This is a genomic window from Rhizobium sp. USDA 4016 (assembly GCF_056279705.1).
Genome location: NZ_JBWCCY010000004.1, coordinates 3,565,691 through 3,590,981 on the forward strand (window position 1 = coordinate 3,565,691; position 25,291 = coordinate 3,590,981).

25 protein-coding genes and 2 pseudogenes are annotated in these 25,291 nt (G+C 59.8%); 13 read left to right on the forward strand and 14 right to left on the reverse strand.

Going from position 1 to position 25,291, the window contains the following annotated elements:
- Window positions 1–8 precede the first annotated feature (8 nt).
- The 3 genes from dapD (at window position 9) to ACZ9DP_RS33415 (ending at window position 2,757) form a co-directional block, all read left to right on the forward strand.
- A complete protein-coding gene (gene dapD / locus ACZ9DP_RS33405; RefSeq protein WP_476204896.1) occupies window positions 9–869 on the forward strand; it encodes a 2,3,4,5-tetrahydropyridine-2,6-dicarboxylate N-succinyltransferase in 861 nt (286 codons plus the stop codon).
- Window positions 870–980: 111 nt separating this feature from the next.
- Window positions 981–2,174 (forward strand): succinyl-diaminopimelate desuccinylase, encoded by a 1,194-nt coding sequence (gene dapE / locus ACZ9DP_RS33410; protein WP_476204897.1) that lies wholly within the window; start codon window positions 981–983, stop codon window positions 2,172–2,174.
- Window positions 2,161–2,757, forward strand: coding sequence for a hypothetical protein (locus ACZ9DP_RS33415; RefSeq protein ID WP_039843750.1), 597 nt, complete (start codon window positions 2,161–2,163; stop codon window positions 2,755–2,757). Before dapE ends, ACZ9DP_RS33415 begins: the two co-directional genes overlap by 14 nt.
- 29 nt (window positions 2,758–2,786) lie before the next feature.
- Here ACZ9DP_RS33415 and truA read toward each other — a convergent pair whose 3' ends face one another.
- The 6 genes and pseudogenes from truA to ACZ9DP_RS33445 all read right to left on the reverse strand — a co-directional run bounded on the left by truA (window position 2,787) and on the right by ACZ9DP_RS33445 (window position 7,340).
- Entirely contained in the window at window positions 2,787–3,590 is an 804-nt protein-coding gene (gene truA, locus ACZ9DP_RS33420) for a tRNA pseudouridine(38-40) synthase TruA (RefSeq protein ID WP_194728786.1), read from the reverse strand.
- Window positions 3,590–4,525, reverse strand: coding sequence for a methionyl-tRNA formyltransferase (gene fmt, locus ACZ9DP_RS33425; protein ID WP_194728785.1), 936 nt, complete (start codon window positions 4,523–4,525; stop codon window positions 3,590–3,592). The genes truA and fmt overlap by 1 nt, the downstream gene beginning before the upstream one ends.
- A gap of 21 nt (window positions 4,526–4,546) precedes the next feature.
- Window positions 4,547–4,887 (reverse strand): annotated as a pseudogene (locus ACZ9DP_RS33430) (PIN domain-containing protein).
- Between the two features lie 17 nt (window positions 4,888–4,904).
- Window positions 4,905–5,174, reverse strand: a complete 270-nt coding sequence (locus ACZ9DP_RS33435; RefSeq protein ID WP_476204899.1) for a plasmid stabilization protein — start codon at window positions 5,172–5,174, stop codon at window positions 4,905–4,907.
- Between the two features lie 62 nt (window positions 5,175–5,236).
- Entirely contained in the window at window positions 5,237–5,755 is a 519-nt protein-coding gene (gene def / locus ACZ9DP_RS33440; protein ID WP_074066452.1) for a peptide deformylase, read from the reverse strand.
- Window positions 5,756–5,850: 95 nt separating this feature from the next.
- Window positions 5,851–7,340 (reverse strand): annotated as a pseudogene (locus ACZ9DP_RS33445) (globin-coupled sensor protein).
- A gap of 206 nt (window positions 7,341–7,546) precedes the next feature.
- Here ACZ9DP_RS33445 and ACZ9DP_RS33450 point away from each other — a divergent pair.
- The 3 genes from ACZ9DP_RS33450 (at window position 7,547) to ACZ9DP_RS33460 (ending at window position 12,285) form a co-directional block, all read left to right on the forward strand.
- Window positions 7,547–8,770 carry a DNA recombination protein RmuC gene (locus ACZ9DP_RS33450; protein ID WP_476204900.1) on the forward strand — a complete coding sequence of 408 codons (1,224 nt, stop codon included), beginning with the start codon at window positions 7,547–7,549 and terminating at the stop codon, window positions 8,768–8,770.
- A gap of 50 nt (window positions 8,771–8,820) precedes the next feature.
- Entirely contained in the window at window positions 8,821–9,720 is a 900-nt protein-coding gene (locus ACZ9DP_RS33455) for a ribokinase (RefSeq protein ID WP_476204901.1), read from the forward strand.
- Between the two features lie 231 nt (window positions 9,721–9,951).
- Window positions 9,952–12,285 (forward strand): methyl-accepting chemotaxis protein, encoded by a 2,334-nt coding sequence (locus ACZ9DP_RS33460; protein ID WP_372414816.1) that lies wholly within the window; start codon window positions 9,952–9,954, stop codon window positions 12,283–12,285.
- A gap of 75 nt (window positions 12,286–12,360) precedes the next feature.
- Here ACZ9DP_RS33460 and ptsN read toward each other — a convergent pair whose 3' ends face one another.
- The 6 genes from ptsN to lptC form a co-directional block, all read right to left on the reverse strand.
- Window positions 12,361–12,825 (reverse strand): PTS IIA-like nitrogen regulatory protein PtsN, encoded by a 465-nt coding sequence (gene ptsN, locus ACZ9DP_RS33465; protein ID WP_022713502.1) that lies wholly within the window; start codon window positions 12,823–12,825, stop codon window positions 12,361–12,363.
- Between the two features lie 70 nt (window positions 12,826–12,895).
- Window positions 12,896–13,468, reverse strand: coding sequence for a ribosome hibernation-promoting factor, HPF/YfiA family (hpf, locus tag ACZ9DP_RS33470; RefSeq protein ID WP_022713501.1), 573 nt, complete (start codon window positions 13,466–13,468; stop codon window positions 12,896–12,898).
- Between the two features lie 255 nt (window positions 13,469–13,723).
- The gene (gene rpoN, locus ACZ9DP_RS33475) at window positions 13,724–15,259 is read right to left on the reverse strand and encodes an RNA polymerase factor sigma-54 (protein ID WP_476204903.1); all 1,536 of its coding nucleotides are present in this window, start codon (window positions 15,257–15,259) and stop codon (window positions 13,724–13,726) included.
- Between the two features lie 156 nt (window positions 15,260–15,415).
- Complete coding sequence (gene lptB / locus ACZ9DP_RS33480; protein WP_028739414.1) at window positions 15,416–16,204, reverse strand: LPS export ABC transporter ATP-binding protein; 789 nt, start codon at window positions 16,202–16,204, stop codon at window positions 15,416–15,418.
- A 39-nt stretch (window positions 16,205–16,243) separates the two neighbouring features.
- Window positions 16,244–16,849 carry an LptA/OstA family protein gene (locus ACZ9DP_RS33485; RefSeq protein ID WP_074066445.1) on the reverse strand — a complete coding sequence of 202 codons (606 nt, stop codon included), beginning with the start codon at window positions 16,847–16,849 and terminating at the stop codon, window positions 16,244–16,246.
- A 14-nt stretch (window positions 16,850–16,863) separates the two neighbouring features.
- A complete protein-coding gene (lptC, locus tag ACZ9DP_RS33490; RefSeq protein WP_476204904.1) occupies window positions 16,864–17,529 on the reverse strand; it encodes an LPS export ABC transporter periplasmic protein LptC in 666 nt (221 codons plus the stop codon).
- A gap of 219 nt (window positions 17,530–17,748) precedes the next feature.
- On the opposite strand from lptC, the gene sppA reads away from it, so the two are divergent.
- The 3 genes from sppA (at window position 17,749) to ACZ9DP_RS33505 (ending at window position 19,472) form a co-directional block, all read left to right on the forward strand.
- Complete coding sequence (sppA, locus tag ACZ9DP_RS33495; RefSeq protein ID WP_476204906.1) at window positions 17,749–18,699, forward strand: signal peptide peptidase SppA; 951 nt, start codon at window positions 17,749–17,751, stop codon at window positions 18,697–18,699.
- A gap of 29 nt (window positions 18,700–18,728) precedes the next feature.
- The gene (locus tag ACZ9DP_RS33500) at window positions 18,729–19,028 is read left to right on the forward strand and encodes an integration host factor subunit beta (RefSeq protein WP_039843736.1); all 300 of its coding nucleotides are present in this window, start codon (window positions 18,729–18,731) and stop codon (window positions 19,026–19,028) included.
- A gap of 111 nt (window positions 19,029–19,139) precedes the next feature.
- Entirely contained in the window at window positions 19,140–19,472 is a 333-nt protein-coding gene (locus tag ACZ9DP_RS33505; protein WP_194728777.1) for a LapA family protein, read from the forward strand.
- Between the two features lie 7 nt (window positions 19,473–19,479).
- Here the strand turns inward: ACZ9DP_RS33505 and ACZ9DP_RS33510 are convergent, their stop codons facing one another.
- Both ACZ9DP_RS33510 and ACZ9DP_RS33515 read right to left on the reverse strand, forming a co-directional pair.
- Entirely contained in the window at window positions 19,480–19,914 is a 435-nt protein-coding gene (locus ACZ9DP_RS33510; RefSeq protein WP_194728776.1) for a GNAT family N-acetyltransferase, read from the reverse strand.
- A gap of 46 nt (window positions 19,915–19,960) precedes the next feature.
- Window positions 19,961–20,413, reverse strand: a complete 453-nt coding sequence (locus ACZ9DP_RS33515; RefSeq protein ID WP_194728775.1) for an SRPBCC family protein — start codon at window positions 20,411–20,413, stop codon at window positions 19,961–19,963.
- A gap of 116 nt (window positions 20,414–20,529) precedes the next feature.
- On the opposite strand from ACZ9DP_RS33515, the gene ACZ9DP_RS33520 reads away from it, so the two are divergent.
- From ACZ9DP_RS33520 to ACZ9DP_RS33535, 4 genes are read left to right on the forward strand one after another with little or no spacing between them, the layout of a single operon-like run.
- Complete coding sequence (locus ACZ9DP_RS33520) at window positions 20,530–21,627, forward strand: class I SAM-dependent methyltransferase (protein ID WP_194728774.1); 1,098 nt, start codon at window positions 20,530–20,532, stop codon at window positions 21,625–21,627.
- Complete coding sequence (locus ACZ9DP_RS33525; protein ID WP_074066439.1) at window positions 21,624–22,484, forward strand: TrmH family RNA methyltransferase; 861 nt, start codon at window positions 21,624–21,626, stop codon at window positions 22,482–22,484. Before ACZ9DP_RS33520 ends, ACZ9DP_RS33525 begins: the two co-directional genes overlap by 4 nt.
- Complete coding sequence (gene lspA / locus ACZ9DP_RS33530; RefSeq protein WP_074066438.1) at window positions 22,481–22,984, forward strand: signal peptidase II; 504 nt, start codon at window positions 22,481–22,483, stop codon at window positions 22,982–22,984. Before ACZ9DP_RS33525 ends, lspA begins: the two co-directional genes overlap by 4 nt.
- A gap of 55 nt (window positions 22,985–23,039) precedes the next feature.
- Window positions 23,040–25,277: a PAS domain-containing hybrid sensor histidine kinase/response regulator gene (locus ACZ9DP_RS33535; RefSeq protein WP_476204908.1), complete on the forward strand. Its 2,238-nt coding sequence runs from the start codon at window positions 23,040–23,042 to the stop codon at window positions 25,275–25,277.
- Window positions 25,278–25,291: the final 14 nt, after the last annotated feature.

Genomic DNA, 25,291 nt, shown 5'->3' on the forward strand with positions numbered 1-25,291 from the left:
GAATTCTCATGAGCGCAACCGACCTCGCATCCCTCGAAAAGACCATCGAAGCTGCCTTCGACAACCGCGACAACGTGAACGCGTCGACGAAAGGCCAAGTTCGCGAAGCCGTGGAAGCAGCGCTCGAGCTTCTCGACGGTGGCAAGGCTCGCGTCGCCGAGCGCGGCGCCGATGGCGTCTGGACGGTCAATCAGTGGCTCAAGAAAGCCGTACTGCTTTCCTTCCGCCTGAACGACATGGAAGTCGTCAAGGGCGGCTCCGGCAATTCCACCTGGTGGGACAAGGTGCCTTCCAAGTTCGAAGGCTGGGGCGAGAACCAGTATCGCGCCGCGGGCTTCCGGGCCGTTCCGAACTGCGTCGTCCGCCGCTCGGCCTATATCGCCAAGAACGTCGTGCTGATGCCTTCCTTCGTCAATCTCGGTGCCTATGTCGGTGAAGGCACGATGGTCGACACCTGGGCGACGGTCGGCTCTTGCGCACAGATCGGCAAGCATGTGCATCTTTCCGGCGGCGTCGGCATCGGCGGCGTGCTGGAACCGATGCAGGCCGGCCCGACGATCATCGAAGACAACTGCTTCATCGGCGCCCGCTCGGAAGTCGTCGAAGGCTGCATCATCCGCGAGGGTTCAGTTCTCGGCATGGGCGTCTATATCGGCAAGTCAACCAAGATCGTCGATCGCGCCACCGGCGACGTCATGTATGGCGAAGTGCCGCCCTACTCCGTTGTCGTTGCCGGTTCGATGTCGAGCGGCAACAAGACCATGGCAAACGGCCAACCGGCACCGCATCTCTATTGCGCCGTCATCGTCAAGCGCGTCGACGAGCGGACCCGGTCGAAGACCGGCATCAATGAATTGCTGCGCGACTAAGCTTTCAGTGACAGCCGGATTCCGATCCGGTAAACAAACGGCGTTGTTTTCAGCGAGGCGGTTCGCCGCCTTGCCATGTCTTTGCCATTCCCGCCGGATAATTCGACCCTCATGACCGCCACCGATCCCGTCGCCAATCTCCAGACACTCATCCGCTGCCCCTCCGTGACACCTGCCGAAGGCGGCGCACTTTCTGCGCTCGACGCCATGCTTTCGCCGCTGGGCTTTAAGGTGGACAAGGTGAAGGCGACGGAAGCCGGCACGCCCGACATCGAAAACCTCTACGCCCGCCTGGGCAGTGATGGCCCGCACCTCATGTTTGCGGGACACACGGACGTCGTGCCGGTTGGCGACGAAGCCGCCTGGACGCATCCCCCCTTCGCCGCGGAAATTTCAGGCGGCGAACTCTTCGGTCGTGGTGCGGTCGACATGAAGGGCGGGATCGCATGCTTTGTGGCAGCCGTTTCCCGGTGCGTCGAAAAACACGGCAATCCGAAGGGCTCGATTTCCTTGCTGATCACAGGCGACGAGGAAGGCCCCGCCATCAACGGCACGATCAAGCTCCTGCAATGGGCGGCAGAACGCGGCGAGCGCTGGGATGCCTGCCTCGTCGGCGAGCCGACCAATCCGGATGCGCTCGGCGACATGATCAAGATCGGCCGCCGCGGTTCGCTCTCCGGCAGGATCACCGTCCACGGCGTTCAGGGCCACGCCGCCTATCCGCATCTGGCGGATAATCCGGTGCGCGGCATGCTGCAGCTCACGAGCGCACTGATGGATCCCCCATTCGACAATGGAACCGAAAACTTCCAGCCGTCGAACCTCGAGGTGACGACCATCGATGTCGGCAATCCGGCCACCAACGTCATTCCGGCGAAGGCCGCCGCAAAGTTCAACATCCGCTTCAACGACACCTGGACGGTCGACACGCTGCAGGCCGAAATCCTCCGCCGTCTTGAAGCGGCCGCCAAGAATGGCGCCCTGCGCCCCGGCCGCGAGGCGGTAAGATATGACATTGCCTGGGCCGATCGTCCGAGCCAGGTCTTCCTCACCCGTAACAACGCACTGATTGCATCACTTTCCTCTGCCGTCGAGAGCATTGCCAGCAAGGCGCCGAAGCTTTCGACCACCGGCGGAACGTCGGATGCGCGTTTCATCAAGGACTATTGCCCGGTCGTCGAATTCGGGCTCGTCGGACAGACCATGCACATGGTCGACGAACGCGTTGCTGTTTCCGATCTCGAAACGCTGACGCAGATCTACGAAACCTTCATCGAGCGATGGTTCGCAAATGCCGGGGCTTAGGGAGGTTCAATACTATCTGTCGGGTTTGTGGCTGCTGATCCGCATGGACACGCGGGGCTTCCGGTTTCTCGATATGTCGGACCGCGGCGTCAACCGCTCCTTCTGGGCGATGGCCTGGTGCCTGCCACCGATGGGCATTTCGTGGCTCTGGTGGCGTCAGGCCTTCCTGCAGTCGATGCCGCCGCATGTCGAAGTCGGCCTTCCCTTCTATTTCCGTTTGGGCCTGGTCGAAATCGCCAATTGGTTCGTGCCGTTGGTGTTTGCAGGACTGTTGCTGTTTGCCTTCCGCATGGGTGATCGCTTTGCCGCCGTGGTCGTCAGCATCAACTGGCTCGGCGTGCCGCTTTCCTACATCAACGGCCTGCTGCTGGCGCTGGTCTTCTTCATTCCCGGCGCCATCAGCGTCGTGTCGATCCTGCTTCTGGTCTTCATGATGGCGCAGGTCTTCATGCTTGCAAGGATTTTGCGGATGATCTTTCACGGCCACGGGCTGATGGCCGGGGCGCTGACGCTGGCACTGCTGGTGCCGACCATGATCCTCGCCGAATATCTCCAGCGCTTCCTCGGCATTTATCCGGTTTAATTTAGATCAACGGTCTGGCATGGGCGGGGTCATGACAGATCGTCATCGCCATTCTCTTGCGTCCGCTTGCGCCGATCGGTGATCACTGCCGGATAATCGACCTGCATGAAATAAAGTCCTTCGGGCGGAGCAACTGGACCGCAGGCCTTGCGGTCACGCGCCTTAAGCGCAGCACGCACATCCTCCGGCGTCCATTTTCCTTCTCCTGCAAGCTTCAGCGTTCCGGCAAAGGAGCGGATCTGATTGTGCAGGAAACTCTGTGCCGTTGCGCGGATTTCGATGAGCTCGCCGTTCCGCGTCACGTCGAGCCGGTCGAGTGTGCGGACCGGGCTGTTTGCCTGGCAATGCGCGGAACGGAAGGTGGAAAAGTCATGCCTGCCGACGAGGATCTGGGCGGCCTGATGCATCACCTCATGATCGAGCACCTTCGGCACCCACCAGGCCTTGCCCGCCTCGAGCGCCAGCGGCGCCCGGCGGTTGATGATGCGGTAGAGATAGTGCCGCCGCTCGGCGGAGAAGCGGGCATCGAAGAACTCGCCAACCACCTGCACCTCCAAAATGGACACGCGCTCGCCCGCCAGCTTCAGATGCGCATTCAGCGCGTTCTGCAACTTGAACACCGACCATTCCTTTGAAAGATCGGCATGGATCACTTGACCCATCGCATGCACGCCGGAATCGGTACGCCCGGCGCCACGGATCGACACGGTCTCGCCGCTTAACGACAGGATCGCAGCTTCGATCGCCCCCTGCACGGAGGGACCGTTTTCCTGACGCTGCCAGCCGACATAGGGTCCGCCGTCATATTCGACGGTCATCCGGTAGCGCGGCATCAGGCGAGTCTCGTGCCGTGCGCAAGCGGCGTGCCGCGCAGGAAATCCGCCGCCGCAAGCGGCTTGCCACCGGCCTTCTGCAATCTGGTCAGCCGAACCGCTCCAAATGCGCAGGCGATAACCAGTTCATCCGTCAGCACTTCGCCGGCCGGACCGTGCCCGTCCGCAAGTTCCGAACCCAGCACCTTCACCCGCTCCGGCTTGCCGCCAATCTCGACTTCGACCCAGGCGCCCGGAAACGGCGAAAGTCCGCGGATATGATTGTGAACGTCCCTTGCATCCCTGCCGAAATCGATCCGCGTCTCGCCCTTGTCGATCTTCGCGGCATAAAGGACGCCCTCTTGCGGCTGCGGCGTCAGCGGCAGGTCACCCATTTCGAGCTTTACCATCGCTTCGCCGATCGCCTTGGCGCCAACATGCATCAGTTTGTCGTGCAACTCGCCGGCCGTCATGTTCGGGCCGATCTCGACCTCGCGGGTCAACGCGATGGGGCCGGTATCCAGCCCCTTGTCCATCTTCATCACCATCATGCCGGACTTTTCGTCGCCTGCCATGATCGCTCTGTGGATGGGTGCTGCGCCGCGCCAGCGCGGCAGCAGCGAGGCATGGCCATTGTAGCAGCCGTTGCGCGTTCCGTTCAAAATCGCCTCCGGCAGCAGCAGTCCATAGGCAACGACAACCGCCACATCCGCGTTGAGCGCCCGGAAGCGCTCCCGTTCTTCCGGTTCCTTGAAATTGACCGGCGTGAAGACGGGCAGGCCGAGCAGTTCGGCGGCTCGATGCACCGGCGACTTCTGCAGGTCGAGACCGCGCCGTCCGCCCGGCCGCGGCGGCTGCGTATAGACCGCAACAATCTGATGCCCCGCATCCACCAGCGTGCGCAGGGTCGGAACCGAGAACTCCGGCGTTCCCATGAAAATGATGCGAAACGACATTCTCTCTCGCCAGGTTTAGGATCAGCCGTCTTCAAACGGGTTTACGAGCCTGAGATCAAGCCCTTCGAAATCTTTTATTTCGCGTGTCGCCAGCGTCGCGCCGTGAGCGAGGCAGATGGCGGCAATCCTAGCGTCCTGGATCTATCGGCCGCCCCATGCTCTCACGCTTGTCCGCAGACGGCCCGTTGCAATCGCGGCATGGTGATCAAAGGGGAGTATCTTCGGCAGCGTAAGACTGCTCCACGATGACAATTTCGCAGAGATAAAGGTCAGATTTTACCTGCCTTGTCAGCCATGTTTTGACGCGCTCGCTTGGAGCAGGCTTTGCTACCCGAAATGATACTTGTATCAAGGACGATCACTCGAAGTCCTCGATAGGTCAGAAGAAATCACGCTTTCGGTCCGCTTCAATCTCATCCATGATTGTCGCGAACTCCTCGGCCTCGTCGTTGTTCTCCGGCCCGAGGATCGAACGCAGACTGTCCCATCCCGTTAGATCGTCATCATCTGCAACAGTTTCGTCGGCGATCATGCCTTTTTGCACAAGGCGCCTGGCTTCGTCGGAAAGGCTGCCACCCCTTCGCTCGGCACGCACAGCGATGTTCCGTTTCATCGCATCGCAGGTATCCCGGATCAGAAGATCGCCCATACGGCACCTCCTTTACGATATCAGCGATATCATATGCGCTGCGTCCATAGTTTCAACGCAACTCAGAGAGCCTTCGCCGACTTCGCCGCCTTCGTGAACTTCTTGATCACCATTTCCCGCTTCAGCCGCGAAATATAATCGATGAAGAGTACGCCGTTCAGATGGTCGATCTCGTGCTGAAGGCAAGTGGCGAGGAGGCCGTCGGCCTCAACGGTCTGCGCCTTGCCGTCACGGTCGAGATATTCGACGCTGACGGTCGCCGGACGCTCGACCTCGGCATAATAGTCCGGAATGGAAAGGCAGCCCTCTTCGTAGACCGATCGCTCGTCGGAAGATTTGACGATCTTCGGATTGATAAAGACCTGCGGCTGCTTTTCCTCGCCCTCCCGCGAAACGTCGATCACCAGTATCCGGCGCGGCACGCCGACCTGGATTGCGGCCAGGCCAATGCCCGGTGCGTCATACATCGTTTCCAGCATATCGTCGGCAAGACGCTTGAGATCGGCATCGACCCGCTCGATCGGTTTGGAAACCTGGCGGAGGACGGGATCTGGAAGAATGATAAGTGGCTTGATGGTCATCGCGTTCCCATAACCTATCTTTTCCAGCTAGGGAATTATCCTGAAACTCCGGAAAGTGCTTTTTTGCGCAGCCCTGCGGAATTTGCGGCATTCGGTCAGGCCGCGCGGCGGGAGGCCGGCGCCAGACGCTCCTGCGAGCCGATATTGAAGTGCTGCAGCAGCGCCACGAGGTTATCCACCTCCGCACGCAAGTGACGGCTCTCTGCCGAGGTATGTTCTACCATGCTTGAGTTCTGCTGCGTGATCGTGTCCATGTTGCGGATCGCAATGCTGACTTCGTTTACCCCTGTCGCCTGATCACGCGCTGCCGCTGCGATATCGGCGACGAAGCGGTTGATGATGTCGATACGGCTGATCATATCGCTAAGTGCCTCGCCGGTACTGCTGACGATGCCGACGCCCTCATTCACCTGCATGGAACTTTCCGAGATCAGATTCTTGATCTCCTTGGCTGCATCGGCAGTGCGCTGCGCGAGCTGGCGCACTTCCTGTGCGACGACTGCAAAGCCCTTGCCCGCCTCGCCGGCACGCGCGGCCTCGACGCCGGCGTTAAGTGCCAGAAGGTTCGTCTGGAAGGCGATTTCGTCAATGACGCCGATGATCTTGGCTATCTCGGCGGACGACTTCTCGATACCCGCCATGGCCGACACCGCGCTTGTCACGAGCTCACCTGAACTCTTCGCCTTCTCCTGCGTCTCGCGCACCGCACCGGATGCCTTCTCGGCATTTGCTGCGGTCTGGCCAACGCTGACGGAGAGCTGCTGGAGCGCAGCAGAGCTCTCCTCAATGCCGGCCGCCTGTTGCGCCGTGCGCATCGCCAGATCGTCGGTCGCCTTGGAAATTTCGTCGGTGCCGCTTAAAATTTCGCCGGAACTGCTGCGCACCGATGCGAACGAGGCGCGAAGGGCCGCCGCGGCGCGGTTATAGTCCTCCGCCATGTGGCGGAAATTGCCCGGCAGGTCCGCCGGCAGCGTTGCTTCGAGATCGCCCTTTGAAAGAGCTTCCAATCCGCGACGCAGATGCTCGAGCGCAATCGCCTGATCCGCTTCCGCCTTGGCACGCTCCTCTTCATGCTTGTGCCGCTTCTCTTCCAGCGCATCGAGATAGACAGAAATTGAATAGTCCATGTCGAGCATGCTGGCCTTGATGACCGAGGCGAGCTTCTCGGCAAGCGCCTTGCCCTTTTGATGGCCGAAACGTGACGGCCACTGCTTTTCCATGATGCCTTTGACAAGTTCTGCCATGACGATCGCATAACCGCCGATATACCAGCGCGGTTCAAGGCCAATGCGGGCATGCGCCCTGCCGACGGCGGTGACGCCGTTCACGTAGCTCTCGTCGAAATTGCCGCCGGCAAGGTTCGCCCAGTGATCCTCCTGGCGTTTCTTGGCGTGGCCGACATGCGTCTTGTCGGAAAAGAAGCCGGCCACAGCGGGCGTCCTGGCGATCTTAACTTGTCCAGCGCGCCGCCGATCAGTTCGCCGATGACCGGGCGCAGTTCGCGTATCGTCTTTCTCGCCTCGCTGTCGAGTTCGATGAAATCAAGGCGCTGCTTGAGTGCGTTTTCGAATTGCTGAGCGGTCATACTGTATTTCTGTCCTGGCGCATGGTGCGATAGAGGTCTCTTTTGAAACGACAATTCGAAAATATAGTTGAGTATTCGTTAAATTCGGGCGGCGATCTTCAGGAGCTTCGTGCCGCAGTGCGGCGGCACTTTGCCCACGAAATCGCGCTGTGGATTTGTTCACGTTTTGATCTAGCCATCGCCGGCGGGTTTGTTATTGTGCGCGAATGAACAATGTTACCGAATCGCTGACAATTTCGATCGCCGGGCTCAGCCCGACCATCCTCGCGCTCGCCGGTGGCGCTGTCGCTGTCGTTGTCGTGGTGCTCGTGTTCCTGCTGGTCAGGAACAGCAACCTGCGGCGCGAACAGGATGAGGAGGCAGCGATCCGGGCCGCGGAAGCCGATGCCCGGATGGCCGAGCTCCTGAAGATTCAGGCCGAGATGCAGGGACGCATTTCGATCATGGCTGAGGTCTTCGGAACGCGTCAGGCCGAACTCAACCAGGCGATCGGTCAGCGCCTCGACGGCATGTCGCAGCGTGTCAGCACGACGATCAGCGAACAGACGAAATCGACGCATGAGAACCTTCAGCGCCTGCAGGAGCGGCTCGCTGTCATCGATGCAGCTCAGAACAATATCCAGACGCTGGCGAAGGATGTCGTCGGGCTTCAGGCTATCCTCTCCAACAAGCAAACGCGCGGCGCCTTCGGCCAGTCGCGAATGGAGACCATCGTCGCCGACGGTCTGCCGATCGGCGCCTATGCTTTCCAGCAAACGCTTTCCAACGGCTCGCGGCCGGACTGCACCTTGCGCATGCCGAACGGTGCACCGCCGCTCGTCATCGATGCCAAGTTTCCTCTCGAAGCCTGGAATGCCATTCGCGACGCGGGCACGCCGGACGCAACCAAGCTTGCCTCGCAGCAATTCCGCCGCGATATGGAAATCCATGTCCGCGATATATCGGAGAAGTATCTTATCCAGGGTGAGACGCAGGAGACGGCTTTTCTCTTCGTTCCTTCGGAATCGATCTTCGCTGAAATTCATGAGAATTTCGAGCCGGTCGTCCACAAAGCGCATCGTTCCCGCATCGTCATTGTTTCGCCTTCGCTGCTGATGCTGTCGATCCAGGTCATCCAGGCCGTTTTGAAGGATCAGCGCATGCAGGCGCAGGCGCACGTCATCCAGGGCGAGGTAGCGATCCTGATGGATGATCTCGGGCGGCTCGATGAACGCGTGCGCAAACTGCAGACGCATTTTTCCCAGGCACAGCGGGATGTTGATCAGATCATCACGTCCACTGACAAACTCTCCAAACGCGGCGCAAAAATCGAAGCGCTGGAATTCGAGGGCGCAGAAGCGCTCAAGGAGGAACGTGAAAGCGGACCTCCGGCGAAGTCGGTCGAAAGCCGCACCGGCCTTCTCAAACTCAGGGTGGTTGACGAAGAGTGAGCCCATCGGGCAGTGTCCGTCGCCATAAGAAGCATGACAGGACACTCTTTATGATCACCGTTTTCGGCTCTATCAACATGGACCTCATCGCCACGACCGATCGCCTGCCAAAGCCTGGCGAAACGGTGGCCGGCAACGGTTTTGCAACGGCGGCGGGCGGCAAGGGAGCCAACCAGGCATTAGCCGCGCGACGCGCCGGCTGCGTGGTCCATATGGTGGGCGCAGTCGGCAAGGATGAATTTGCTGCACCGGCGCTGACGCTTCTCGATCAGGCGGGCATCCACCTTGCAGGCGTCAAGCATGTCGATGGACCCACCGGTACGGCGCTGATCCTTGTTGGTGGAGACGGCGAGAACATGATCGCCGTCGTGCCGGGCGCAAACGGGACCATCGCGGCCGAGGATGCCGATGCGGCGATCGGCGCCATGAGCAAGGGCGATACCCTGATGCTGCAGTTCGAGGTGCCCGCCCCGGCAGTCGAGCGTGCGCTGACCGCAGCCAAGGTCAAGGGCGTCACGACCGTCCTCAACCTCGCCCCGCTCATTGTGGACGCCCCGCGGCTTGGACGTCTCGCCGCTATCGTCATTGCCAACGAGACGGAGTTCGAGCTGCTTGCTGGCCAGGACAACATGAACCCGGCTGATCGCGAAACGGCGTTGAGACGCCTGCATGGAGAGACTGGGCAGACGTTGATCGTGACGCTCGGCGCCGACGGTGTGATCGCAATCCGGGATGGCGTCATTACACGAGCGAAAGGACTGAAGATCGAGCCGGTGGATACCGTCGGGGCGGGCGATACATTCTGCGGCTACTTTGCGGCAAGCCTCGATGAAGGCCTCGATTTCGAGGCTTCGCTGCGCCGGGCCGCCGTCGCCGGCTCGCTTGCCTGCCTCAAGGCCGGAGCACAGCCATCCATTCCCTTGTCCGCCGAAGTCGCAAACAAGATATAGTCTTGTCTATTTTGACCGGACACTCGAAGAAATATGAATCAGCTCAATATATTAGCCGAATGAATCGGTATAGTTTCATTCAAATTTAAGAGATCTCCGGCGATCTTTCTTTTGATCGCCGGGCTTTTCTTAAAAGGCCCCGGCAACGTCACGGCTGCTCCATGACGGCGCGGCATTTCCTCCCCGTGCCGGAGAATGCGACTCCGGTGCGTTGCCCCTGCCGAGGAACCCATGTCCATCTTCCGCATGAAGTCGCTTGCCGCAAAGCTCATCCTCATTACAGGCGCGGCCATCGCGCTTGTCCTACTGGTTTCCAACTTCTTCCTGATTGGCCAGACCCGCGATCGCGTTCATGCGTTGACGATGGACCAAGCCAACCTCGAAGCGAAATCAATCGCCAACGAGATCGCCGCGAATGTCGGCGAGCTGGCGAGTGCCGCGCGCTCGATGTCGGGCGTCCTCGGCCGCGGTCACGAAGGCAAGACCTTCGACCGCAAGGGCATCATTAACATCCTGAAGGCCAACCTCGAGCAGAATGCCTTTGCCTTTGGAAGCTGGTTCTGCGAACAGCTCGGCGCCTTTGACGGCAAAACAGCCGAGATCGCCGACAAACTCGATGAGGGCACGAACAAGAACGGCGCCTTTACGCCCTACTGGTCGAAGACGAGGGATGGCGCCATCCAGTTTTCGACCTTCGACAACGACTATACCGCCGAATGGTGGAAACTTGCCGCCGACACCGGCAAGGGCGCCATCACCTCACCCTATCTTGCCGAAGGCACCGACGTTCCGACGTTGCTGACTTCCATCGCCTATCCGGTCATGTCCGGCGGCAAGATGATTGGTGTCGAAGGCGTCGACATCTCGCTCAAGTCCCTCACCGACAAACTGCAGGCATTGCAACCCTTCGGTTCGGGCCGTGTCACTCTCGTTGCGCAAAACGGCAACTGGATCGTGGCGCCGACGAAAGAACTGATGTCGAAACCCTACGGCAACGGCGAAGCCGCGGCCGAAGTTAAGACAGCGCTAGCCTCGATGACCCCGAGTGTGGTTCGCAACCTCAACTTTGATGGCCATGAACCCTTCGATCGCGTCGTTTATCCGTTTGCCGTACCGGATCTTCATGCCACCTGGGTCGTACTCGTCGATGTTCCCCACAGCGCCATCAATGCACCGGTGCGAGATCAAACCTTCATGATGATCGCCGGTGGCATTGTTGTCCTTGGTGCCGTCATGCTGGCTCTCTATTTTGCCGTCCGCTCCTTGGTGCAAAAGCCTCTCGGCTTGCTCGTTGCAAGTGTCAAGGCACTCAGCGACGGCAAGTACGAAGAGCCGGTGACCGGCCAGGAGCGCGCAGACGAGATCGGTTCCGTCGCCAAGGCCCTCGAAGGATTCCGGTTTACGCTTGCCGATACGCAACGGCTCGAGGCAGAGGCCGACAATCAGCGCAGTGCCGCTGAAGCCGAACGCAGCCGCTCGGAAAGCGAGCGGCAGGAGTCTGTCGCGCTGCAGCGCCAGATCGTTTCCATCGTCGGTGCCGGGCTCTCAGAACTATCGCAGGGCAACCTCGGTCATCGCCTCACGGAGGAGTTCCCCGGCGAATACGCCAAGCTGAAGCAGGATTTCAACGCTGCGCTTGCCAGCCTTGAAGAGACGATCAACACGATGAACCTCAGCGTCGTGAACATTGGCTCCGGCACCAGCGAAATCAGCAACAGCGCCTCGGACCTTGCCAAGCGCACGGAACAGCAGGCGGCAAGCCTGGAAGAAACCGCCGCCGCGCTCAACGAGCTGACCGCTCAGGTCAATTCAAGTGCCGAGAATGCCCGCACGGCTGCAGAAAACGTCAATCTCGCCTGTGAAGATGCGGAAAAATCCGGCGAGGTGGTACAGAAAGCAATCGCCTCCATGCACGGCATCGAACAGTCATCGACGGAAGTCTCGCGCATCATCGGCGTCATCGACGAAATCGCTTTCCAGACGAACCTGCTGGCACTCAATGCCGGCGTCGAGGCGGCGCGCGCTGGTGAAGCGGGCAAGGGCTTCGCTGTCGTTGCTCAGGAAGTCCGTGAGCTGGCTCAACGCTCTGCAACTGCAGCCAAGGAGATCAAGACGCTCATCAACACCTCGGCCATCCAGGTCAAGGAAGGCGTCGATCTCGTCGGTCGCGCTGGCGGTACGCTGCATAAGATCGCCGAGCAGGTGATGGGCATCAACGGTCTCATCCGCCAGATCTCGGCCTCCGCGAGCGAACAGGCGATCGGCCTCAAGGAAATTAACCAGGCCATGAACCAGATGGACCAGGTGACCCAACAGAATGCGGCAATGGTGGAAGAAGCGACAGCGGCCAGTGTTGCGCTGAACGACGAGGCGCAGACGCTGAAAGCCCTCGTCCTTCGCTTCCGTGTGTCCGCTCAGGGCAACGCCACGGCGCTGCGCTCGACGGCGCAGCAGATGCGCACCCCGACGCCGGCCTACCGTCCCCCGGCTCCCGCCTCGCGCCGCCCTGCGCCACAGTCGCACAGTTCGGCCGCCGTTGTTCAGGACAACTGGGAAGAGTTTTGAGGCACACGTCTTCACACATGAAAAGAGGCGTCCGACAACCGGGCGCCTCTTTCATTTGCGATGATCGTCTACCGCTCAGGCAGCGTTCGATGCTTGCTCTTCATTGAGGAAAGCGTAGATCGCCGATGCGGAATCTGTGGCTCGCAGCTTCGCGACGAGATCGTGATCGCGAAGCACGCGCGCAATGCGCGACAACGCCTTCAGATGGTCGGCACCCGCCCCTTCCGGAGCGAGAAGCAGAAACACCAGGTCGACCGGCTGGTCGTCCAGCGCTTCGAAATCGACCGGACTTTCCAGCCGTGCGAAGACGCCGACAATCGAGCGGACACTTGCGAGCTTGCCGTGCGGAATGGCGATGCCATTGCCGACGCCCGTCGAGCCGAGACGCTCGCGCTGCAGAACGACGTCGAAAATTTCCCGCTCGGAAAGGCCGGTGATCTTGGAGGCCTTTGCCGCCAACTCCTGAAGCAACTGTTTCTTCGAATTTACCTTTAGGGCGGGAATGATCGCATCTTGGTGCAGCAGATCTGCCAATGCCATTTCTTTTTCCTTCTGTCGCCGAAACCGGATGATTGGGAGAGCGGCGTGGCTACCGCTCATCGCCCGGATGTCAGCTCTTGATATTGGCGGCGTCGATCCAGCCAATATTACCGTCATGCCTGCGGTAAACGATGTTCAAATGTTCCTTGCCCGGGCTGCGGAACAAAAGCAGTGGCTCATCCGTCATATCGAGCGCCATGACGGCGGTCGCAACGGACATGGTCTTCAACTGCTTCGTGCTCTCGGCAACAATTACCGGGGCGAAATCGTCGGGGACCTCGTCTTCATGATCCGGGACAGCGTCCATGACCGTATAGGCGACTTCCGTACCGTTCAGATGGTTCCCGGCATGATGATCCTTGAGCTTGCGCTTGTAGCGGCGGAGACGCTTTTCGATGCGCTCCGAAGCGGCATCGAATGCAAGCTGCGGATCCATCGCTTCGCCTGCCGCATGCAGCACCACCCCGCTATCAAGATGGAGCTTGCAATCCGCAGAGAACCGCGAACTCGATTTCTCCACAATCACCTGGCCGGAATATCCCCCGTCGAAGTATTTCGTGATGGCCATGTCCATTTGGTCCTCGATCCTTTGACGGAACGAGTCCCCAATTTCCATATGTTTACCGGATACACGCACACTCATGGAGTTTCCCTTCTTATAGTGGTTTGCGGTACCAGTTTACGCCAAGGCCAGACCTCATCCAAGCACTTCACGCAAACTCAAGCAATATCGGCTTAAGTCGTGTGCTTCAATCGCCCTGAGGATGATGGGGATAAGTCCAAACGCTGTTTGCAGCGCCAACTGCGGCGGGCTTCTAGCGGCAGACTGCCGAAATGTCAACGGGTGTGCCGCCGCGCTGATTGGGATATGCAGGCAAGGGTTGATTTAGCTGGACTTTCAAAAGCCCGCAACCTTCGCCAATGCCCGCTTTTCCCGCCGCCGCTGAACGGAGGACGCGATATTCATCGCCTCGCGGTATTTTGCAACCGTACGGCGAGCCAGATCAATGCCATCCTTCTTCAGCATGTCGACAATATCATCGTCGGAGAGGACCGCATCCGTGCTTTCCTGCATGATCAGGGAGCGTATCCTGTGGCGAACGGCCTCAGCCGAATGACTATCGCCGCCCTCCACCGCACTGATCGACACCGTGAAGAAATATTTGAGTTCGAAGAGGCCGCGCGGCGTCAGAATGTACTTGTTCGAGGTGACGCGGCTGACGGTCGACTCATGCATCTTGATGGCATCGGCAACTGTCTTCAGATTCAGCGGGCGCAGGTGATCGACGCCATGCATCAGGAAGGCATCCTGCTGGCGGACAATCTCGCTTGCGACCTTCATGATCGTCTTCGCACGCTGATCGAGGCTGCGGGTGAGCCAGTTGGCGCTCTGAAGGCATTCGGACAGAAACGTGTAGTCACCGCCGTTCTTTGAGACATGGGCGAAATAGGACTGATTGACGAGCACGCGCGGGAGCGTGTCAGGGTTCAACTCCACCAGCCAGCTCCCATCTGATGACGAACGTACGACGACATCCGGCATGATCGCTTCGGAAACGCTGGTTTCAAAGCCGCTGCCGGGTTTCGGGTTCAGCTGGCGAATCTCTGCGAGCATATCAAGCAGGTCTTCCTCGTCCACGCCGCAAAGCCGCTTGAGCGTCGCGAAGTCGCGCCGTGCCAGCAATTCGAGGTTGGAAACGAGGGCCTGCATGGCGGGATCGAAGCGGTCCTTCTGCTTCAGCTGGATCGACAGGCATTCGGCCAGGCTGCGAGCAAAGACACCGGGCGGATCAAGGGTCTGCAACTCGGCAAGAACACGTTCGGCGGCCGCAGGATCGCTCCCCAGTCTTTCGCCGATGTCGGCAGCGTCGCTTTGCAGGTAACCCGCCTCGTCGAGCTGGTCGATCAACTGCTGCGCGATCAAACGGTCTCCCGCATCCGGCAGGATGAATGGAATCTGCTGCGCAAGGTGATCCCTGAGCGAGACCTGGCCTGCAACAAAATCGTCGAGATCGTAATTTTCTCCGTCGCCGCCCCCCGGCATCGACTTCCACTGGCTGATCAGCTCCGGCGCATCGGCCCGCGGCGGGACCCCGTCATCCTGGAAGACATTTGCATAATTGACATCCAGCTCTTCGCTCAGCCGGCTGGCGCTGCCGTCATTGCCGTTGTCATAGCAGTCCCCGGAAAGCGCCTCGGTGCGGTCATCATCGTCGGCCTGACGGCCGTGCGGCTCATCCTGTGCATCGTTATCACTGCCCGTTTCCGCGTCATCTGACGGAAATTCGAGCAATGGGTTCTTCTCGACTTCCTGCGCAATAAACTGGACAAGCTCGAAATGCGTCATCTGCAGCAACTGGATGGATTGCATCAGTTGCGGCGTCATCACCAGGGACTGGTTCTGTCGCAGGAAAAGATTGGCAGACAGGGCCATAGCGGACGCGAAACTCCCGTTCAATTCCTCCGGGAAACCGCGATCGAGCAGAGTTCGGGCCGCGGAAATCCAACTTGGCCCAAAAATTGCTTTTTTATTCTATTTGGTCAAGCGCAAGTATGACAGGAAGGTGAATTTCCGTCGCCTTCGATCCTATCAAAGGCTGAATTTATCGCCAAGATAGAGCCGGCGCACTTCCGGATTGTTGACGATGTCGTTCGCGCGCCCATGCGTCAGCACTTCGCCGGCATGGATGATATAGGCCCGATCGATGAGGCCGAGCGTCTCGCGCACATTGTGATCGGTGATCAAAACGCCGATGCCGCGCGCCGTCAGATGGTGGACGAGGTTCTGGATGTCAGCCACCGAAATGGGATCGACGCCCGCAAAAGGCTCGTCAAGCAGCATGAAGGTCGGATCGGTTGCGAGCGCGCGAGCGATTTCCAGACGCCGGCGCTCACCGCCCGACAATGCGACCGCCGCCGATTTTCGCAGCTTGGAGATATGGAATTCCTCCAGAAGCTCATCGAGCTTCTTTTCCCGCTCGGCCTTGTCCTTCTCGTGCACTTCGAGCACGGCGCGGATATTCTCTTCGACCGTCAGGCCGCGGAAGATCGAGGCCTCCTGCGGCAGGTAGCCGACGCCCAGGCGCGACCGGCGATACATCGGCATCGTCGTCACGTCATTGCCGTCGATCTCGATTGTGCCTTCGTCCACCGGCACGAGGCCGGTGATCATGTAAAAACAGGTCGTCTTGCCGGCACCGTTTGGCCCCAGAAGGCCGACAGCTTCGCCGCGCCTGACGACCAGCGACACGCCGTTGACGACACGCCGCGTGCTATAGGTCTTCGTCAGACCGCGTGCAATCAGCGTGCCGTGGTAACGGCTTTTGTCTCCGCCGGCGGCAGAGTCCGCGGCAGATTGCGGCCCGGCCCGGCCGAACATGGTTGAAAGCGAGAATAATTTCACGTCGGGCGGCCGGTCTCAGTTCTTTTTCTGGGATTTCGGATCAAGCTGAATCTGGACGCGCCCCCCGCAGCTATCCAGTTGCGCCTGTCCGGTCTGCATATGAACCGTGAGCTGGCAGCCCGTGAAGACGTTCGGCCCATCCGACAGCACAACCTTTTCACCCTTCAGGACGAAGAGCTGTTGGGCCATGTCGAAGGAGCCGTTGTCGGCGGTCGCCGTCTGCGTGCCGGAACTCAGGAAAACCTTATCGGTAACGATGATACGGTCGATGTCGGCATTGCCCGATGAGATGGACGCCGCTCCGGCGTCGGCCTTTGCGCCGTTTGGTTGGGCGTCGCCGCCCTGTGCCTTGTAAAAGACCGTCATATGACCGGCCTGCAGGGTCGTCTTCCCCTGAACGACCTTCACATTGCCGGTGAAGTCGGCCTTGTGCTCCTGATCGTGAATCTCGAGCTTGTCGCTTTCGATCTGGATCGGTTGATTGCTGTCGAGCTTCAGGCCATCCATCTGGCTGGTCGTCGCCTGCGCAAAGGCGGCCCCTGCCATCAGTAGAAGCCCCAGGGCGCTGCCGCCAAGTGTTACGCCAGACTTACGAAGTGAAAAGTGACAATCTATTGTCATGAGTGACCCGGCTGTTAGGTGCCCTGTTTACGGATGACGGATGGATCGACATTCATGCGAACATTCCCCTCGAATGTGATCACGCGCCCCTTATCGGTCATCTTGAGCGACTGCGCAACAATCGAAGCGCGGTCTTTTTGAATCTCGATAGGATCATCTGTCGTCATCTTGCCGCCCTTGATATCGAGCTTGGCAGATTGAAATTTCGCCGTCAGACCGTTGCTCAGCAAAATCGTGAATGGGTCCCTCAGCGCAAGGTTGTCCGTGGATCGGTCATAGTCGGCCGTGGCAGCCTCGACGCGGGCGATCAGATCATCGTTGACCGGCACCGCAGCCTTGATCGTTTCGAGCGTGATAAGGTTCGGATTCTTGATGTCTTGCAGCGCGCGCTCGGCAAGCATCGAATAGTTGATGCCGTCGGCATTGCGCCCGGCGATCGCCGGCTTTTCCATGACGATCTTGCCGTTTTCGATCTTAGCGCCCTCGATCTTGAGATTCTCGGGCAGGTATGCCCGGACCATCGAGACTGCAATGAAGGCAAGCGAAATGATGACGGCAGCGACAGGCAGCAATATCTTCAGGCGGCGGACACGTGCAGAATGGAAGAGGGCAGCCGCATAGGCGCTCCTTACAGGCCTGGCAAAGGCAGGCTTCCCGCTGCTGTTCAATGTGTTGAGCATTAACATGTCCGTGTCAGTTGATCGGCAACCCTATATAGGGACTACATCCACCGATCACAGATCGTTTCGCATTATTACACTAGCTTGCCAATATGGATTTTTTTCTGCAACTAGCAAGTAAGGCATGAAAACGAGGTAAATCGACATTTCCGAAGAAGGAATGCCGCCTTATCTGATGCCATGTTGAATGAAGCCGGCGCGCCGGCTCTGGAGGACCTTATGGACAGTTCGACGATCGCGGATCGCCGCAGGCTTCGCCGCAAACTCGGCTTCTGGCGTATTGCGGCGGTGGTGCTCTTGGTCGCGCTCGGCTTTGCTCTATACCAATTCGTCGCAGGCGACATCGCCACGCAGCGGCCGCACATCGCCCATGTGACGATTTCCGGCCTCATAACCGACGACGACGAGTTGCTCGAGAGGCTGAAGAAGATCGAAGAAAACGACCGCGTCAAAGGCGTCATCGTCTCCATTTCTTCGCCGGGCGGCACGACCTATGGCGGCGAAAAAATATTCAAAGCGATCCGGGCGATTGCGGCGAAGAAGCCGGTCGTCTCCGATATCCGAACGCTTGCCGCTTCCGCGGGCTATATGATCGCTGCCGCTGGCGATACGATCATTGCCGGAGAAAGTTCGCTCACCGGTTCGATCGGCGTGATCTTTCAGTATCCGCAGATCCAACCGCTGCTCGACAAGCTCGGCGTCTCGCTGCAAGAGATCAAGTCGTCGCCGCTGAAGGCAGAGCCATCGCCTTTCCATGCTGCCAGTGAAGAAGCGAAAACCATGATCAACAATATGGTCATGGACAGCTACGCCTGGTTCGTCGACTTGGTTGTCGACCGCCGCAAGCTGCCGCGCGACGAGGTGCTGAAGCTCGCCGACGGCACTATTTTCACCGGCCGGCAAGCGGCGAAGGTCAAGCTCATCGACCGGGTCGGCGGCGACACGGAAATCCGGGATTATCTCGCTGGGAGGGACGTCGGCAAGGATCTTCCGGTCGTGGATTGGGACAAGAAGAGCTATACGCCGTTTCTGCTCGCAGGGGCTGTTTCGAAGCTCGCAGTTCTGTTCGGCTATGGCGATCTCTTGAAGAGCCAGAACATCGAGGGCATTCTGCCACAAAAGTTGCTCCTTGACGGGCTCGTTTCAGTTTGGCAGGTTGGCCGCGATTGATAAGAAATCAATAATTTAAGGGGGCGACCGTGATCAAGTCGGAATTGGTGCAGATCGTTGCCGCGCGCAACCCGCATCTTTATCACCGGGACGTCGAGAATATCGTCAACGCGGTTCTCGACGAGATCACCGATGCGCTCGCAGCGGGCAACCGCGTCGAGCTTCGCGGCTTCGGTGCATTTTCCGTCAAGAACCGCCCTTCGCGCTCCGGCCGCAATCCGCGCACCGGCGACACCGTCTTCGTCGAGGAGAAGTGGGTGCCCTTCTTCAAGACCGGCAAGGAGTTGCGCGAACGGCTGAACCCCGGCCAGGCCGACCACGACGATTGAACGTCATCCGGACTGCGTCGAAATCGCGCTTGAACCTCGCGCGCACCTTTCTATTCTGCTGAGCAGTCATGCGCCGTATCGAAACGGCGCAACCACGCGCGGAGGCCACGGATGGCGAAGAAGATCATCAACCTTTTGATTTTGTTGCCGCTCGGCATCATTCTCATAATCTTCTGCGTTGCCAACCGGCAGAGCGTGTCGCTGGCATTCAACCCCTTCCGGCCCGAAGATCAGGTTCTCGCGGTTTCTGCGCCGTTCTTCGTTTTCATCTTCATCGCGCTGATTATCGGCATGCTGATCGGATCGGCCGCCACATGGCTCACGCAGGGCAAACACCGCAAGCGCGCGAAAATCGAGGCAAAGGAGGCCGTTCGCTGGCACAGCGAGGCGGACCGACACAAGGCCCGCGCCGAAGAGATCGCCGGTCAATTGCCTTCCCGCTGATCGAACGTCAGGCAGGAATAAAGCTCAGTTCCTCGTAGTCGCCTTCAGCCGACGTGCCGCTACCGGTGACCACGAAACCGCGGCCGGCATAGAATGTCTTGGCGTTTCTGTTGTTGATCAGGCACTTCAACCGGTATCTACGGCGCGGCCACTCCGGCAGAGCCTTCAGCAGCGCGGTACCGACGCCCCTGCCCTGCCATTCCTTGCGGATGTAGAGCATGTGGATGAAATCATCCGCGGCCCACAGCGTCATGAAGCCGGCGATCTCGCCATCAGGTGCTTCGGCAACCCAGACAATTTCACCCTGCGAATGGGCGAGAAAATCCTCATGGCTGAACTTGCCGGGATCGACCCAGGTGAAGGTCTGCCTGCGCTCGTTGAGATAGATGTCGCCGAGCTGCCCATTGTCCGAAGGGCGGGAATTTCTGACTGTGTAATTCATGGATGCGAATTAGAAGAGGCCAAAGACTGTGCCACGCCAATAGCGACTATTCCGCGGCCTTTTCGCTAACGACAGCATTGAAATCTGCAAAGAATTGCTGCGCAAGCTTTTGCGACGTCGAATTCACCAGCCGCGCTCCAAGCTGGGCAAGCTTGCCGCCGACCTGCGCTTTTGCCGCATATTGCAGCACTGTCTCTGCACCTTCCGTCCTCAAGGTGACGTCGGCCCCGCCCTTGGCAAAGCCTGCAACGCCGCCCTTGCCCTCACCCGAAATCGTATAGCTCTCCGGCGCGTTGACATTTGTCAGGGTCACCTCACCGTTGAAGGTCGCCGAGACCGGTCCGATCTTGACCTTGACGACCGCCGTAAGCTCGGTTGGCGATCTCATCTCGAGGCTTTGACAGCCGGGGATGCATCGCTTCAAGACCTCTGGATCGTTCAAGGCTACCCACACCGCATCGCGCGACGCATTGATGCGTTCCTCGCCGGTCATGTCCATATCGAAATCCTCCCGTTTCAATTCTCTAAACTTATCACAGCGGGAAAGCACTTTGCCAAGGTGACTGGGGATGCTATTTGCACGGGCTCTATCAAACTTGAGACGCGGAAATCACGTTGAGACAGAAAGAGCGCCGGCCGGGCCATAAGGCGCAATCTGCCGGCTCCCCCGGCAATCGCCGCAATGACGAACGCTCGAGCCACCCGCCAAAAGCGGTCAAGCCTGTGGCCGCGCGGGAGACCGTGCGAGAGGCGACCGCGCCTGCTGCAAGCGAGCGGCCGCTAAAGGAGCGCATGGGCGACCGTCCTCATGAGCGCGTTCCTGTCATTCTGGAATCCCTCGGCGCAGGCGACTTTCACCTCATCGACAGCGGCACCGGCCTGAAGCTCGAGCAATATGGCCCCTATCGCATCGTCCGCCCCGAGGGTCAGGCGCTCTGGCAGCCGTCGCTGGCATCTCATGTCTGGGAAAAGGTCGATGCGATCTTTACCGGCGATACGGACGAGGAAGGCACCGGCCGCTGGCGCTTTCCGAAGGAGGCGCTCGGCGAGACCTGGCCGCTGCATCTTCTGGGCGTCGATTTTTATGGGCGCTTTACCTCCTTCCGCCATGTCGGCGTATTTCCGGAACAGATCGTCCACTGGAGCTGGATGAAAGAGCAGGTCGAGGCCGCCGGCCGTCCGCTGAAGGTCCTAAATCTTTTCGGCTATACAGGTGTCGCGTCGTTGGTCGCGGCGGCGGCCGGTGCGGAAGTTACCCATGTCGACGCCTCCAAGAAGGCAATCGGCTGGGCGCGTGAAAATCAGGCGCTCGGCCGCTTGGAGAAACTGCCGATCCGCTGGATCTGCGAAGACGCGATGAAGTTCATCCTCCGTGAGGAGCGCCGCGGCAGTACCTATGACATCATCCTTACCGATCCGCCGAAATTCGGCCGTGGCCCGAACGGCGAAGTCTGGCATCTCTTCGAACACCTGCCATTGATGCTCGATGTCTGCCGCGAGATCCTGTCGCCTCAGGCGCTTGGCCTGGTGCTGACCGCCTATTCGATCCGTGCAAGCTTCTATTCGATCCACGAATTGATGCGCGAGACGATGCGCGGCGCAGGCGGCGTGGTCGAATCCGGCGAGCTCGTGATCCGCGAGGCGGGCCTTGACGGCAAGACGCGGGGCCGCGCGCTGTCGACCTCCCTCTTCTCCCGCTGGGTGCCGAAATGAGCCATGAACATCGGGGCCATGGCCCCCACAAGGTCGGACATGTGAAAGAGGTGACGTCGCTCGCCAATCCGATCATCAAGGACATCAAGGCGCTGACCAACAAGAAGTCGCGCGAAGAGAGCGGCACCTTCATGGCCGAGGGCCTAAAGCTGGTCATCGACGCGATCGAGCTCGGCTGGGCGATCCGCACGCTGGTCTATGCCAAGGCGGCCAAGGGCAAGCCGCTGGTCGAGCAGATGGCGGCGAAAACCGTAGCCTCCGGCGGCCTCGTCCTCGAAGTCAGCGAAAAGATCATTTCCTCGATCACGCGGCGTGACAATCCGCAGATGGTGGTCGGCATTTTCGAGAGCCGCTGGAAGCTGCTGAAGGACATCCGTCCGAAGGACGGCGAGACCTGGATCGCGCTTGATCGGGTACGCGATCCCGGCAATCTCGGCACAATCATCCGCACGGCGGATGCTGCAGGCGCCTCCGGCGTCATCCTCGTCGGGGAAACGACCGACCCCTTCTCCCTTGAAACAGTGCGCGCCACGATGGGCTCCGTGTTCGCCGTGCCCGTTGCGAAGGCAACGCCGGAAGAATTCATCGGCTGGAAGAAATCTGCCGGCGTGGCCGTCGTCGCCACGCACCTTGCAGGTTCGGTCGATTACCGCACGATCGATTACAAGAAGAGGCCGGTCGTTCTCCTCATGGGCAACGAGCAGTCCGGCCTGCCGGACCAGTTGGCTAAGGAAGCCGACGCACTTGCACGCATCCCGCAGCAGGGTCGTGCGGACTCCCTCAATCTCGCCGTTGCAAGTGCCGTGATGCTTTTCGAAGCGCGGCGCCATCTCCTTTCGCTTTCCGAGGGCAAATGACCGAAAAGACGCTTGACCGTCCGGCGCTCCTGTCGCGCCCGCTGCCGATCCTGATCTTCATTCTCGTCGCGGTCGCTATCGACCAGATCGTCAAGATCGCAGTCGATCGCTATCTGCCATTGCAGGAAGCCGTGCCGATGATCCCGATGGTGGCGCTCTACCGCACTTACAATCTCGGCGTCGCCTTTTCGATGCTGTCGGGCATGGACGGCTGGTTCATCGTCGGCATGCGGATCGTCATCGTGGCCTTCGTCATCTGGCTCTGGCATCGCACCTCGAAGGACCGCTGGATTGCGCATAGCGGATTTGCGCTGATCATTGCCGGTGCGCTCGGCAATCTGATCGACCGTTTCCTCTACGGCCACGTCATCGACTACATTCTCTTCCACACCGAAAGCTGGTCCTTCGCCGTCTTCAATCTTGCCGACAGCTTCATCACGGTTGGCGCCGGTTGCGTCATTCTCGATGAGCTTTTGCAGCCGAAAAAGACGGAAAGCTAAAATCTTAGGCTTTTCCTGAAGGCATTCGGAACGGCGAATATGCTAGCCAGCAATTATGCACAGTCTGGCTCAATTGCAGGAACGTCTCGCCGCCGCATTCGGCGCGGCCGCCAAGCCGCATGATCTGCGGCCGGCGGACGAGGTCGTCCCGCCGGCGCCGGCAGCTCCAAAGCAAAAGCATTCGCTGCGCACCCTGCTCTTTTACTGGCTCGGCGGCCTTGGCCTTTTTGCTGCGATCGCACTCCTTGCACTCGGGCAAGCGGGCGGACCTTTGCTACTTTCTGCCGGCCTTGCAATCCTTGCCGCAGCACTTCTCGGTCATGTGTTGCTGATGAAGCTGCGCCCGCGGACCGGCAACCAGCCGCAGGCATGCGATGCTGCCGAACTTTTCGCCAATGTTCATGACGCCCTCGGCGACATAACCGTTACCCGTACCATTGACCGGCGGATCATCGGCGCCAATGCCACTTTTCGCCGCCTGACGGGCCGTCTGAAGCCGGAGGGACAGACTTGCGAACAACTCGGCATCGCCTTCCGCCCTGGCGCCGAGCCATATCGCTTCGATGTCGAGATCTCGACGCCGGAAGGCCAGCGCATCTTCGCCTGGCATGACGTCGTCACCCGCGATCCGTCGAATGGCCGTCTGCTGCTCCAGAGCGTCGCCCGTGACGTGACCGCCGAACGCCTTTCAGCGCAGGCGCGCGAGGAGGCACGCCAAAAGGCCGAGTACAACAGTGCGGCGAAATCCCGCTTGCTTGCGACCGTCAGCCATGAAATCCGAACGCCACTATCCGGCATTGTCGGGATGACTCATCTGCTGAGCCAGGCGCAGATGACCCAGGAGCAGCAGAACTATATCGACGGCATCCGCCAGTCAGGCCATGCGCTCGCCCAACTCGTCGAAGACCTCCTCGATTTCTCCACAATCGAAGTCGGCCGCTTCCAGCTTCGTCCGCGCACCGAATCGCTGCGCCAGCTGCTGGAAAGCGTCGTCGAAATGCTGGCACACCGTGCCCACGAAAAGGGCATCGAGATCGGTGCGACGGTCTCTTCCGACGTGCCGGAATTCATGAGTTTCGATCCGGCGCGGCTGCGTCAGGTGCTTTTCAACGTCATCGGCAATGCGGTGAAGTTCACCCAGGTGGGCGGCGTCTTCATCCGCGTATCCTTGCGCGACGACGATCTCATGATAACGGTGACGGACACCGGCCCAGGGATGACAGCGGAGGAGCATGCGCGAATCTTCGGCGAATTCGAGCAGGGAGGAACCATGACGGAAAAGAGCGGCGGCACCGGGCTCGGGCTCACCATCTCCACCCGCATCATGCGCGAATTCGGCGGTTCTCTGACGGTCGCCGGCGAAAAGGGCAAGGGCAGCGAATTCACGATCCGCTTTCCCGCAAACATTCCGCTAGAGGCTCGCGGCAGCCGCAAATCGCTGCTTTGCGGCAATATCGTCGTGCTTCTTGCCCCGGCCGGTGCAGCCCGCGCCGCAATCGCCGAGACCATCGTCGCTCTCGGCGGCGATTGCCATCTGGTGGCCGACGGCGAAAAAGCCCGGGAGACGCTTCTCTACATTGCCGGCAGCGACCATCGCCCGACGGATATCATCGTCGATCATCGCATGTCCGCGGAGTTTACAGAGCATCTTGCCGACCGCGTCGAAATTGCCGCGCTTGGCCTGCGCAAGACCCTTCTCGTCAATCCGGAAGAGCGTAACGCCCATCCGCTTGATCTCTTCGATGCCTGGCTTATTCGGCCTCTTCGCGAACAGTCGCTGATCGACGTGCTTCGCGGACGCATGCGCGGCATGGAAAAGCGCGATGCGCTGAACGACAACCAGCCCGGCTTTACCGCCGCCATTCCCGAAGCGAATATGCCAGGCGGGATGAATATCCTTCTCGGAGAAGACGACCCGATCAATGCGATGCTTGTCCGCGCTGTGCTGGAGAAGGGCGGACATAAGGTTCACCATGTCGAAGACTTCGAGACGTTGCTGGATTGCGCACTTGCCGAAGGCAGCATGCGCCCCGACATCATCATCAGCGATCTCACGATGCCGGGCGGCGAAGGTGTTGAAATGATTGGCCGGCTGCGCGGTCACGAACGGCGGCTGCAGGTCGTTGCGTTGCCGGTCATCGTGCTGACTGCCGACAAACGCGACGAGTCGCGCCGCCAGGTCCTGCTTGCCGGTGCAAACCGCGTGATGCTGAAACCTGTCGACCCAATCCGGCTACTGACGGAAGTCCATGCCGTCGCAGCACTTTCCGCCCGCCGAGCCGAAGCGCTCTGAGCAGAGTGACATAA

Bases quoted from the DNA above. Each gene is read 5' to 3' on its own strand.
- dapD (WP_476204896.1), top strand. From the start codon at position 9: ATGAGCGCAACCGACCTCGCATCCCTCGAAAAGACCATCGAAGCTGCC.
- dapE (WP_476204897.1), top strand. From the start codon at position 981: ATGACCGCCACCGATCCCGTCGCCAATCTCCAGACACTCATCCGCTGC.
- ACZ9DP_RS33415 (WP_039843750.1), top strand. From the start codon at position 2,161: ATGCCGGGGCTTAGGGAGGTTCAATACTATCTGTCGGGTTTGTGGCTG.
- truA (WP_194728786.1), bottom strand. From the start codon at position 3,590: ATGCCGCGCTACCGGATGACCGTCGAATATGACGGCGGACCCTATGTC.
- fmt (WP_194728785.1), bottom strand. From the start codon at position 4,525: ATGTCGTTTCGCATCATTTTCATGGGAACGCCGGAGTTCTCGGTTCCG.
- ACZ9DP_RS33435 (WP_476204899.1), bottom strand. From the start codon at position 5,174: ATGGGCGATCTTCTGATCCGGGATACCTGCGATGCGATGAAACGGAAC.
- def (WP_074066452.1), bottom strand. From the start codon at position 5,755: ATGACCATCAAGCCACTTATCATTCTTCCAGATCCCGTCCTCCGCCAG.
- ACZ9DP_RS33450 (WP_476204900.1), top strand. From the start codon at position 7,547: ATGAACAATGTTACCGAATCGCTGACAATTTCGATCGCCGGGCTCAGC.
- ACZ9DP_RS33455 (WP_476204901.1), top strand. From the start codon at position 8,821: ATGATCACCGTTTTCGGCTCTATCAACATGGACCTCATCGCCACGACC.
- ACZ9DP_RS33460 (WP_372414816.1), top strand. From the start codon at position 9,952: ATGTCCATCTTCCGCATGAAGTCGCTTGCCGCAAAGCTCATCCTCATT.
- ptsN (WP_022713502.1), bottom strand. From the start codon at position 12,825: ATGGCATTGGCAGATCTGCTGCACCAAGATGCGATCATTCCCGCCCTA.
- hpf (WP_022713501.1), bottom strand. From the start codon at position 13,468: ATGAGTGTGCGTGTATCCGGTAAACATATGGAAATTGGGGACTCGTTC.
- rpoN (WP_476204903.1), bottom strand. From the start codon at position 15,259: ATGGCCCTGTCTGCCAATCTTTTCCTGCGACAGAACCAGTCCCTGGTG.
- lptB (WP_028739414.1), bottom strand. From the start codon at position 16,204: ATGTTCGGCCGGGCCGGGCCGCAATCTGCCGCGGACTCTGCCGCCGGC.
- ACZ9DP_RS33485 (WP_074066445.1), bottom strand. From the start codon at position 16,849: ATGACAATAGATTGTCACTTTTCACTTCGTAAGTCTGGCGTAACACTT.
- lptC (WP_476204904.1), bottom strand. From the start codon at position 17,529: ATGCTCAACACATTGAACAGCAGCGGGAAGCCTGCCTTTGCCAGGCCT.
- sppA (WP_476204906.1), top strand. From the start codon at position 17,749: ATGGACAGTTCGACGATCGCGGATCGCCGCAGGCTTCGCCGCAAACTC.
- ACZ9DP_RS33505 (WP_194728777.1), top strand. From the start codon at position 19,140: ATGGCGAAGAAGATCATCAACCTTTTGATTTTGTTGCCGCTCGGCATC.
- ACZ9DP_RS33510 (WP_194728776.1), bottom strand. From the start codon at position 19,914: ATGAATTACACAGTCAGAAATTCCCGCCCTTCGGACAATGGGCAGCTC.
- ACZ9DP_RS33515 (WP_194728775.1), bottom strand. From the start codon at position 20,413: ATGGACATGACCGGCGAGGAACGCATCAATGCGTCGCGCGATGCGGTG.
- ACZ9DP_RS33525 (WP_074066439.1), top strand. From the start codon at position 21,624: ATGAGCCATGAACATCGGGGCCATGGCCCCCACAAGGTCGGACATGTG.
- lspA (WP_074066438.1), top strand. From the start codon at position 22,481: ATGACCGAAAAGACGCTTGACCGTCCGGCGCTCCTGTCGCGCCCGCTG.
- ACZ9DP_RS33535 (WP_476204908.1), top strand. From the start codon at position 23,040: ATGCACAGTCTGGCTCAATTGCAGGAACGTCTCGCCGCCGCATTCGGC.